We start from the raw sequence: 11,144 nt of genomic DNA on the forward strand, positions 1-11,144 counted from the left end.
GTGCTCAAGGCAAACCTTCCCGAGTATTAGGAATCCAAATTGCTGCTGAACAGTGCTGTGGAGGATTCCTTGAGTACTAAGTCCCAGTCCCTCCCAACTTCGCGCGGAATCCCTATCACCGTGATCCTGCTACTCGCAATCGCAGTGCATGGTCCGCTGCTTTTGATGAAGATCCCGCTGGACTCTTATGACGCGAACACGCATATCTTTTTTGCGTCGCATTACGAGCACCACTGGTTCAACCCGTGGAACCCGAAATGGTACGGCGGATTCTCTCAGACGACCTATCCGCCGCTGACGCACCAGTGGATCGCGCTATTCTCGAACTTTGTCGGCCTGAACTATGGCTACATGCTGGTGCAACTGGCTGTACTTCTGTTGCTCCCCGTAGGAGTGCTGCGCTATGCGCGACTATGGGTAAACGAGCGGCAGGCGAGTTACGCGGCGATCGGCTCGGTTTTCCTCGGCTCATTGGCTCTCCTCGTCTATCAAGCCGGACAGTTGCCGACCACTGCCGCCGCGGCGCTGACATTGAACGCGCTGCCATACTTCTATGACTGGAATCGAAGCGGCCGGTTCCTGCCGCTCATCAAGGGCCTGGCAATTGCGATGGCGGGCGCGGCGGCGCACCATGTCACGTTCATCTTCGGCTCCATCCTGTTCGCGCTGCCGGTGTGGTGGCTCTCGGGAATGGATCGCAAAAAAGACGGCGAAAACGCAACCGTCGCCGGTGTCGTGGTACGTGGCCTGATTTTTTCCGTGCTGACGGGCGTTCTAATCCTGGTCGTACTGGCCCCCTATTTCATAGCGTTCATGGCCAATCCGATCACCCAGATGCCGATTCCGCACGGCAGCCGTGACAACTACATTCTTGTTCCTCACAGCGGACTCAACTTCTGGATTGTCCCCATGGGCGCACTGCTTCTCGGGCTGCCTTACATCTTCTTCAAGGGCTCGGCGGAGAGTCGTTTGCGACCGCTGCTCATCGGCTGGTACGTGACCACGATGATCGGGCTTGGCGGCACGACCCCTGTCGGCAAATGGCTGCTGGGCCGCGCATACGAGATTCTGACTTACGAGCGCTTTACCTTCTGGGCGACGCTCATGGCGCTGCCAATCGTGTCCGTGCTCGCGACCTATATCGTCGACAGGTGGGCCCGAAAGGGAATTGTCGCCCTGGCATTGTTATCGGTGGGGACATTTGCGGCAGCGCTGGCGTGGAATGCGAGTAACCCAATCGGCTCCTCGAACTTCGACGTGAAGCCTGTAATTACCTTCATGAACAATCCGGATCACTCGAGGTTCCGGTATCTGACCCTTGGCTTCGGCAACGAATTCGCGAGGGTCTCGACATACGTAAACGCCAGCAGCGTGGACGGCGACTACAACTCCGCGCGCTTGTTGCCTGAATTGACCGCCTACGGTTCTGGGCAGCTCTACAACTCCAAGTACTTCGGCGCGGCGGGCATGGAAGCTCTTCGCGCCATACTGAAGCATGCCGACCAGTACGGGTTGCGCTACATCTTCGTGCGCGATCGCTACTACGAACCGCTGCTGGCCTTCGCCGGTTGGCGACACTCGGAAACCTACGATGACGGCGCGGTGACCTTATGGACGAAGGACGACGCGCCGCCAGCCAAGAAACTCGATTTCGGCACCTTCGTTCCGACAGAGACGCAGGGTATCTTGTGGGGCATCCTGCCGGTAGCCTCCAGCCTGTTCGCGCTATTCGCGGTGGCGTTCCTCCCCGACCGTCGCCGTGCAGGAGAAACCCTCGAATTCCCAGCCACGACTCCGGAACCAATTTACAGGGAGGCGAAATAAATGAAACGCATACTGCCGATCATTCTTATCGTCCTCACGGCTGCGCTCGTTGGTATGGCGACGATTCACAGCAACCAACTGAAGCCGGCGACGACTCCGGAAGGTGCCGTGCAATCACTGCTTAGCCGGGCCCAGGGGCACGACTTCAACGGCGCGTTCCGGTACGTTTCGCAGAAGAGCAACACCGATGAGCAGGACTTTGCGAAAGATTTCACCGGACGCGACGGCAGTCTGCAAACCTATTCCACCCTTCAAAGCTTCCACACCAAGGTTCTGCACGAGAACGACAATGAAGCCCTGGTACGCGCCAGCATCGAGTGGTCCACGGCAGTCGGCGCGTTCTACGATGTCCGCGACGTAAACGTGATGCGCGAAGGCGACAGTTGGAAAGTCGTATGGCCCGTCGCGAAACAGCCTAAAGTTCCGCCCCAGGTGATCCCCGTGAACTACCTGCGCTGGGATATCATCAATCGCGGTTCGGGCGACGATTGGGGCGCGCAGAACGCAGAGGCGCCGCGCGTACGCATCACCTCGATGAACGCGATCACCCGCAATGGTGACACGGTCATTCTGGGCGAGATCGTGAATGAAGATACGGTGCCTGGTTTCGTCGACGTCTCGGCAACGTTGGTCGGAAAGGATGGAAAAACGCTCGGACAGGAGGAGAGCTTCGACAAGATCTCCCATGTGCTGCTGCCGAAGGAAGTTTCGCCATTCCGCATCGACTTCCCGGGCGTGAAGCTTGCAAACATCAAGAGCGTTCGGATGCAACCGACGGCACTGCTTGTGCCGGCTTCGGCCGATCCGGTCATGGGTGTTCTCCACCAGCGCATTGGAAAGGACGCCCAGGGGCGCACTGTTTTGACCGGCGACCTGATAAATGAGAGCGGCCAGACGGTGAACATCCCGCACGTGCTCGCGACGTTCTACGACAACGCCGGGCGGGTGATCTGGGTTTCGGACGGATACGTCAACCGTGCGCTGCTGCCGAAGACTCCGGTTCCCTTCTCCGTCGCCGTCAACGACTCGCTCGCGAAGAATATCCAGACGTATCGTGTCACTGTGAACCAGTACAGCATCGATCGCCGGGAGGACTGACCATGAAGAGCATCTTCATCGTTTCGGTCGTAGTTTGTTTCGCGATGCTGGCGGCGGCGCAGAACCTCTCATTGCCGACCAATGCGACCGCCGGCGAGGACCTGTCTGTGCCCACGCACGGCAGCGGCACGGCCACTCTGTATGTTTTTGGCCCCGGCACGGCAATTAAGCGGAAGGTTGAACTGGGAAACCCCGCGCAGATCGAGGGTAGTAAGCTGCGGCAGTCCGGGCGATACACGGTAATTTTGCTCGGCGACGAACACGCTTCCGGTTCATTCTTCGTGGCTCCCGCGAAGCTCGAAAAGATCGCCTTCCTCGCACGCCCTTCGCGTGTGCCAGCGGCGCGCAAGGACGTGATCACCGGCAGCGCGTACCTGTTCGACAGATACGACAACCTGGTGCTGGAAAAATACCCAGTGAAGTTCGATCTGGATGTCGAGGGTGCTCCGGCGACTACCCGCAGCATAGATAGCCAAAACGGGGTTGCGTGGGTGCGGATGGATTCCGGCAAGAAGGCTGGAGCGGCGCAATTCACAGCGAGTTCGAACGGCGCCAGCGTGCAGCGTGTGGTGCAAGAGACGGCGTCGGAGCCCTGCACCATCCGCATGAAGGCAGAGCCGTCGAAGGATGGCAACATCCTGGTGGAGACTGATCCGATTCGTGACTGCGCCGGGAATCCCGTTCCGGACGGAACGATCGTTACTTTCACCTCGACCGACCAGAGCGGGAAGAGCACGGTTGATGCGCGCATCAAGCGTGGTATTGCCCAGGCAGAACTTCCGCCGTCGCAGAAGGCGACAATTTCGGTTGCCGCAGGGGTGGTGCTGGGCAATGAAATCCAGTGGAGTGGCAAATAATGCGTGAACGCTTAGGCTGGCTGCTGCTGACGGTTGGTTTTCTGATCGTGGTGGTCGTACTCGGACTGCCTCAGTCGCTTTCTGCAGCCCCGCCAACTGGACCGCAAGTGCGGTTGGATACGTCGAAGGCCGGGCCTCGCGAAGTAGAGGATGAGACGAAGGCTTCTGTCACGCGCGATTACGGTGAGGCATGGCAGGCCCTGGAGCAGGCGCTCGAGGATAATCAACCCGATCTTCTAACGTCGGACTTCGCAGGTTACGCCCAGAACCAGTGGGTGGAGACGATCAAAGCTCAGAAGGCTGCGGGGTTATCCCGGCGGATCGTCGATCACGGCCATCACCTGCAGGTCATCTTTTATTCTCCGGATGGCTCCGCGATGCAGCTTCGCGACACCGCGCAGTTCGAGATCCAGTACCGGGACGGCGGTAAAATCCTTCATTCTGAGAACCTTAGCGTCCAGTACCTGGTATTGATGACACCGGCGGAGAATAGCTGGAAAGTTCGGGTTTTGCAGGAGATCCCTACCGGCGCCGCGACGGCACAGACCGCGAAGGCCGTGTTCCCTGGTGCGGTCGGGGGATCGAAATAACCCATCTGAGCCAGAAAACGGAGGCCCGATTCCGCTACAATAGATAACGCTCCTTTCGGGGTTGTGAGCGCATCCAAAAGCAAGAGATCGGGCTGGTTCTTTTTTGATGAAAATCCAAGGTATTCTTGTCGCAACTCTCTTCCTGGCAGCTTCCGCTACGGGGTTTTCCCAGGCATCGCAACCGCCGAGCCAGAAACCGGCAAGCCAGCCCGCCGAATCGACGCAGGCCGCGCCGGCGACCACTCCAGCCGATACTGGCGCGAAGAAAACGCCGGATCGTGCGGAGTCTTATTACCACTTCACCCTGGCGCACATGTACGAGGAGTTGGCCGCCACGTATGGGCGCGCGGAGTATGCGTCTAAAGCGGTCGAAGAATATAAGAAGGCAATCGAGGCCGACCCGACCTCGGAATACCTGAACGCCAGCCTCGCAGAACTGTACGCGAAGACCGGGCGGATTCGCGACGCCGTTCTCGAAGCCCAGGACATCATTAAGCGCGATCCGAAGAATGTAGAAGCACGCCGGTTGCTGGGACGCATTTACCTGCGGTCGCTCGGCGACATGCAGTCCGGCAAGCAGTCCCAGAACATCCTGAAACTCGCCATCGAGCAGTACGAATCAATCGTCCAGTTGCAGCCCGACAGCGTCGAGGACCACCTCGTGCTTGGGCGCCTCTATCGACTTGCAGAAGATCGCGTGAACGCCGAGAAGCAGTTCCGGATCGCCACGCAGTTGCAGCCGAACTCGGAAGAGGCAGTCACGACACTGGCAATCCTCTATACCGACGAAGGCGATTATGACCGCGCACTCAAGGTGCTCGAGGCAATCCCCGACAAAGAACGCACGAGCAAGATCTACTCGGCTCTGGGATTCACCTACGAACAAAAGAAAGATTACAAGAAAGCGATCGACGCCTACTCGAAGGCGGTTCAGCAGGACGGGGACAACCTTGACGCGCTACGCGGTCTGGCTCAGAACCTGCTGAATGACGGACAGACGGCCGCCGCCCTCGAGAAGTACAAAATGATCGTCGATGCGGACCCGCAGGATGCGCAAACCTACATGCGTATCGCGGAGATCTACCGCAAAGACGGCAAGTTCACCGAAGCGCTCGACATGCTGAAAAAGGCACAGGCGGTCGTGCCGGATTCGCTCGAACTACCCTACAACCTCGCCGTGATTTACCAAGGGCTCGGCCGCTACGACGAAGCGATCTCGACGCTGCAGGACCTGATCCAGCGCAACCAGCGCGCCAGCGATTTGTATAGTGCGGGCGAGCGTAACAATATGTCGATCTTCCTGGAGCGCCTGGGAACGATCTATCGCGAAGACCGCAAGCCGCAGCAGGCCGTCGAAACATTCCGAAAGATGACTGCTCTTGGCGATGACGCCACCTCGCGCGCATACCAGCAGATCATCGATACCTATCGCGAGAACCACCAGTACAAAGAGGCCACCGACGCCGCGCAGGAAGCAACACAGAAACTGCCCAACGATCGCGGGCTGAAGATGGTGCTTGGCAGCCAGTTGGCTGATATGGGCCAGGCGGATAAGGGCCTCGCCGAAGTCAAGTCCCTGCTGAAGGGAACACCGGACGATCGGGACGTTTACCTTGCGCTGGCACAGATGTACAGCCGGCTGCGGCGCTTCAAGGAAGCCGAAGAGGCTGTCGAGAAGGCGCAGCAGTTGGCGGCAAAGCAGGACGACAAGGACTACGTTAACTTCATAGCCGGATCAATTTACGAGCACGAGAAAAAATACGAGAAAGCGGAAGAAACGTTCCGCCAGGTTATCGCTAACGATCCACGGAACGCAGCGGCACTGAACTACCTGGGCTACATGATGGCGGACCGCGGCGAACACCTCGACGACGCGCTCAATTACATCAAGCGCGCGGTTGCGCTCGATCCTCAGAACGGCGCCTATCTCGACTCGCTCGGCTGGGCATACTTCAAACTCGGCAAGTACGATCTGGCAGAGGAGAATCTGCGGCTGGCAGTTCAGAGAAGCTACGATGACCCCACGATCCACGATCACCTCGCCGACGTCTACCAGAAGACCGGGCGGTTGCGACAGGCGATTGCGAACTGGGAACGGGCGCTGGATGGATGGAACCACAGCCTGGCCGCCGACACGGAGCCGAGCGACGTGGCCAAGGTCCAGAAGAAACTGGAAGCCGCCAAAGTGAAGCTGGCGCGCGAAGGCGGAGCGCAGCAGCAGTAAGTTCAACCGCGGATTATGCGGGATGTATGCGGATACTGATTCCTTTGATCCGCGTGCATCTGCATAATCCGCGGTTTCGTTTTTAGCGCTTCTTCCTTCCCCGCTCCTGCTTTAGACTTTCCCTATGTACGCGCTTGCGCCCTACGCCGTTCATTTCGAGAACACGCGTGGGCGGCGGTTTCCTGAAAAGCCTCATCCCTACCGCAACGACTTCCAGCGCGACCGAGATCGCGTTATCCACTCGCGCGCCTTTCGCCGGCTGGAGAACAAAACCCAGGTCTTCACGAAGCGGCTCTCCGATCACTTCCGAAATCGCCTGACGCACACTATCGAGGTCGCTCAGATTTCGCGAACGATCGCCGGCGCGCTGCGCCTCAATGAAGACCTCGTCGAGGCGCTCGCTCTGGTCCACGACATTGGGCACCCGCCGTTCGGCCATGCCGGGGAAAAGGCACTCGATGCCCTGATGCGGCCGCATGGGCTGCGTTTCGATCACAACCTGCATGCGCTGCGCATCGTCGAAAGTTTCGAGCTTCGATACATCGAATATACCGGCCTGAACCTTACCTTCGAAGTGCGCGAAGGAATCATCAAGCACTCGCGCAACTACCGCGCCGACGACTATCCGGAACTTGCCGAATACCTGCTCGACCTGCGGCCGCCTCTCGAGGCACAGCTCATCGATCACACCGACGAGATCGGCTACACGACCGCGGATCTCGACGACGGCTTTGAAGCTCGCTTGCTGCACCTCGACCGCATTCGCGCGGACGTCGTCCTTTTTGAGCGTCATTATCGCGAAGTCGAAAGAACATATCCGAACGCCCGCACGAAGCTGAAGTTCAATGAAGCACTCAAGCGCATGCTCAACGAACTTGTCACCGATCTGATCGACACTACTGCACGCCGTATTCGTGAGGCGAACACCGGATCGCTCGACGAGGTTCGCACATTCCCCGAGCGCCTGGCTGGATTCAGCCCGCGGGTGGAGCAGGAACGGCGCGAAGCCAAGCAGTTCCTATATGAGAACCTTTACCTTAGCGAACCGCTGCGCCCGGAGAAATTGGACGGCGAGCGGGTGGTGGGTGACCTGTTCGGATACTGGCTCGAGCATCCGGAGGCGCTGCCTTCCAGCTATCAGCGAAAAGCGGACGAGGAACCGCTGGCGCGCGTAGTCTGCGACTACGTCGCCGGGATGACCGACAACTTCATTCTCGAACAGCATGAACGGCTCATCGGTCCCACAGCGACACGGATCAGCGATTAGGGTTCATCCAGCACTGCCTCGACGCCATTGCGCAAGAGAAAGCCGCGTGTTAGCTTCCTCACGTACCTCGGCAGTCTGCGCCAGCGGACTCTACCTGCACTCTCCTGCTTCTGAGGGAATGCGGATGGAGGCGTTCAGAAGCACTCGGGAAGAGTGCGCCTGCGCTTCACGTTTGCCGCACCTTTCCGGAGATATTCCACGTCAGCAGAAGGACAGGAGAGATTTATGACTCAACCCGCGCAGCACCACACCATCCACTACGTCGAGTTCACCACCCCAGACATTGCCGGGACCAAGGCGTTCTACCAGAAGGTATTCGGCTGGACGTTCCAGGATTGGGGGCCGGATTACATCAGTTTCGGCAGAGAGAATGCTGGCATTAATGGCGGCTTCCAGAAGGGCGAGACAAAGGCGAGCGCCGGTGCGCCACTGGTCGTTCTCTATTCGCGCGACCTGAAGGCCACAGAGCAGGCGATTGTAGCGGCTGGCGGCGCAATCGTCGTCCCGACGTTCGAGTTCCCGGGAGGCCGCCGCTTCCATTTCTCTGACGGCTACGGAAACGTGCTGGCGGTGTGGTCCGAATAGGCCCGACTCCTGGCGCTGGACCGGGGCCGCACTTTTGCCACATTTTGGTGCAATCTTGCGGAGAAGCTGCGGCCTCGTCTGCCCGCTGCGGCTAACTTAAGAGCGAAATGGTATAAACGGGAAACTTTCAAAGCATCCCATGAGCATTCCTCTGTTTTTCGCGTTATTCTTTTGATATACAGGATGGTTTGAAATTGTTTTCTCAAGGGGTGCGCGGGTGACGACTATGGCGGCTGAAGCAGGCACGGCGCAAGGGACAGCAATGGACATAACCGTCAGTAAGTTCGATCTTCTCAAGGAACTCACGGCCACCCAAGGGGTGGTGGAACGCAAAACGACCATCCCGATTCTTTCCAACTTCCTGTTCGAAGCCTCGGGCGACAAGCTCTCGATAACCGCGACCGACCTCGACCTCAGCCTGCGCACATCGTGCAGCGTGAAGGTGAAGAAGGAAGGCTCCTGCACCATTCCGGCGCGCAAGCTTTACGACTACGTGAAGCTCCTGCCCGATGGCGAGATCTCCCTGAAGCTGCTCGAGAATCACTGGGTCAACATCCGCTCCGGCCGCTCCAATACCAAGATGGTCGGCATGGCTCGCTCGAACTTCCCCAGCGTGCCGATGTTCCCCGCCGCAAACGTCGTGAAGATTCCGGCACAGGCGCTGCGCACGATGATCAGCAAGACGATTTTCGCGATCTCCAACGAGGAGTCGCGTTACACCTTGAACGGCGCGCTGCTGGTGCTGAAGCCTGAATCGCTGACAATGGTCGCGACCGATGGTCACCGGCTGGCGCACATTGAGAAGACCGGCGCCGCGATGGAGGTTTCTGGCGAGATGAAAACGCTGGTGCCTCGGAAGGCCATGGCGGAACTCGCTTCCCTGCTCTCTGGCAGCGACGTCGAGTTCGTGGAGTTCGCGAAGGACGAATCCACCCTGTTCTTCCGCATTGGTGGACGACTGTTGACCTCGCGGCAGCTCACCGGTCAATTCCCGAACTACGAGGCCGTGCTTCCGAAAGAGAACAACAAGTACGTCGCCATCGGAAGCAACGAACTTTCGGCGGCCATTCAGCGCGTTGCCCAGTTCGCCGACGAACGGTCGGGAGCGATCCGCGTCAAGCTGGAGAAGAACGAACTGCGCATCTCGTCTTCTTCCACTGATGCCGGCGAGTCGGAAGATGTCATCGAAACTCCCTACACTGCCGATCCCATGACCATCGGCTTCAACTCGGGCTACTTGCTCGATTTCCTGAAGGCAGCTGATTCCGATGCTGTTCGCCTGGAGTTCAAGGACGCGCAGTCGGCCGGCCAGATGCGTCCGGAGCCGACCGAGGGGGATTTCAAGTATCGTTACGTCGTGATGCCGATGAGAATCTGAAGCTACTCAGCATTAACAATCAAGAATGGAGCGCCGGAGCGAGATCTTCGGCGCTTCGTTTTTCGTGCGGGGTTAGCTTTTACTGTACCAGGCGTCTGGGGGACGAAAGTTGACCTTCCGTGGAGTTCGTCATAGTCTGTCCCGAACAGAGGGGGTTTCTCATGATGAAAGGCTTCAGGCAATTCATGCTTCGCGGTAATGTCGTGGACCTGGCCGTCGGCGTAGTGATCGGAGTGGCATTCGGAGCGGTAGTCAACTCCTTCGTAAAAGACATTCTGACACCGTTTATCGCCGCGACGGTCGGGAAACCAAACTTCGATTACCTGGTGCTGGAGATTAATGGCGCCAAAATCACGTACGGCAGTTTCCTGAATGCGCTGATCTCGTTCCTGCTGATCGCGGCGGCGGTGTATTTCTTCGTGGTGCTTCCGGTGAACGCGATCATGGCACGGGCGAAGAAGGAACCGCCCGCGGACCCGACCTCGAAGAAGTGCCCGGAGTGCCTCAGCGAAATCCCGATCGACGCCCGCAAGTGTGCCCACTGCTGCTCACCGTGCTGAGCTCCGCTGCCGGAGTGTACGGGGGGACTCTGTTGTGCCCCCACCCCCTATTTTGGCCTCTCCTGTTTTCAGTGAGTTACGGAAATTTCGGCCGTAGAGCGCTGGGAACAAAGAACTTAAATCTGAAAATATCAAGAACGGCTTTGTTTTCAGGAATTTGCGTTCTTTCTTCGTGCTGCGTCCAGGCAAAGCCGATTGCGGAACCGTTGCGAGCAAGAGAACAGCTGGGAGTAACCAGGAGTCTCGCGTGAGAGTTGGAAGGCGCATGTTTCTCACTTTGCCTGAAAGGGCGCACCTCAGCTCGGAGACCCACATCTGCTAACTGCGGCAGATGTTGGGCACCAAGCCGCTGGATTGGGCGACGGCGATTTGGGGAGTAAAGTCCTGCTCCGGCAAGAAAGGTTCATCGAAATAGCCGGAACTTCCCCGCGGATGTTTGCAAACGCGGCGAACACATATGGGCCACAAGCAGCGCGCGGATTGAGAAAGATCGTGACAAAAGCGACGGCGCCCAAGGAGGGCGCCGTCGTTGGACTGGTCCATGGTCAGAATAGCGAGGGAGGGTGAGTGGAGTCTGTGATGTCAACGGAAAAATTATGGGATGGTTCCGAAATGGGAAAATGCAAGGTATTTGTGTTCAGTGTGCCGGGATAGATTATGGATGGCCGATATCGGAGCCTATCAGGGTACAGTCCCTTCCTGAAAACAATCCGTGAATGTCTAGTCCCTATTGGATACGATTTCGTTTTCCATGCTCACGT

At 58.2% G+C, this 11,144-nt stretch carries 9 protein-coding genes; all 9 read left to right on the forward strand.

Features of this window, described 5'->3' with window-relative positions; genetic code table 11:
* Window positions 1-69: 69 nt before the first annotated feature.
* The 9 genes from ROO76_01140 (at window position 70) to mscL (ending at window position 10,383) form a co-directional block, all read left to right on the forward strand.
* A complete protein-coding gene (locus tag ROO76_01140) occupies window positions 70-1,824 on the forward strand; it encodes a hypothetical protein (GenBank protein MDT8066747.1) in 1,755 nt (584 codons plus the stop codon).
* On the forward strand, window positions 1,825-2,922 hold the full coding sequence (locus ROO76_01145; protein ID MDT8066748.1) for a hypothetical protein: 1,098 nt from the start codon (window positions 1,825-1,827) through the stop codon (window positions 2,920-2,922). It abuts the gene before it with no gap.
* 2 nt (window positions 2,923-2,924) lie between these two features.
* A complete protein-coding gene (locus ROO76_01150; protein ID MDT8066749.1) occupies window positions 2,925-3,779 on the forward strand; it encodes a hypothetical protein in 855 nt (284 codons plus the stop codon).
* Window positions 3,779-4,369 (forward strand): hypothetical protein, encoded by a 591-nt coding sequence (locus ROO76_01155; GenBank protein ID MDT8066750.1) that lies wholly within the window; start codon window positions 3,779-3,781, stop codon window positions 4,367-4,369. The genes ROO76_01150 and ROO76_01155 overlap by 1 nt, the downstream gene beginning before the upstream one ends.
* A gap of 106 nt (window positions 4,370-4,475) precedes the next feature.
* Entirely contained in the window at window positions 4,476-6,593 is a 2,118-nt protein-coding gene (locus ROO76_01160; protein MDT8066751.1) for a tetratricopeptide repeat protein, read from the forward strand.
* Window positions 6,594-6,717: 124 nt separating this feature from the next.
* Window positions 6,718-7,860 (forward strand): deoxyguanosinetriphosphate triphosphohydrolase, encoded by a 1,143-nt coding sequence (locus ROO76_01165; protein MDT8066752.1) that lies wholly within the window; start codon window positions 6,718-6,720, stop codon window positions 7,858-7,860.
* A 225-nt stretch (window positions 7,861-8,085) separates the two neighbouring features.
* Window positions 8,086-8,445 (forward strand): VOC family protein, encoded by a 360-nt coding sequence (locus tag ROO76_01170; GenBank protein MDT8066753.1) that lies wholly within the window; start codon window positions 8,086-8,088, stop codon window positions 8,443-8,445.
* A gap of 226 nt (window positions 8,446-8,671) precedes the next feature.
* Entirely contained in the window at window positions 8,672-9,823 is a 1,152-nt protein-coding gene (dnaN, locus tag ROO76_01175; protein MDT8066754.1) for a DNA polymerase III subunit beta, read from the forward strand.
* A 161-nt stretch (window positions 9,824-9,984) separates the two neighbouring features.
* Window positions 9,985-10,383 carry a large conductance mechanosensitive channel protein MscL gene (gene mscL, locus ROO76_01180; GenBank protein ID MDT8066755.1) on the forward strand — a complete coding sequence of 133 codons (399 nt, stop codon included), beginning with the start codon at window positions 9,985-9,987 and terminating at the stop codon, window positions 10,381-10,383.
* The last annotated feature ends 761 nt before the right edge of the window (window positions 10,384-11,144 follow it).

The sequence above is a fragment of the Terriglobia bacterium genome (genome assembly GCA_032252755.1).
GTDB lineage: Bacteria > Acidobacteriota > Terriglobia > Terriglobales > Acidobacteriaceae > JAVUPY01.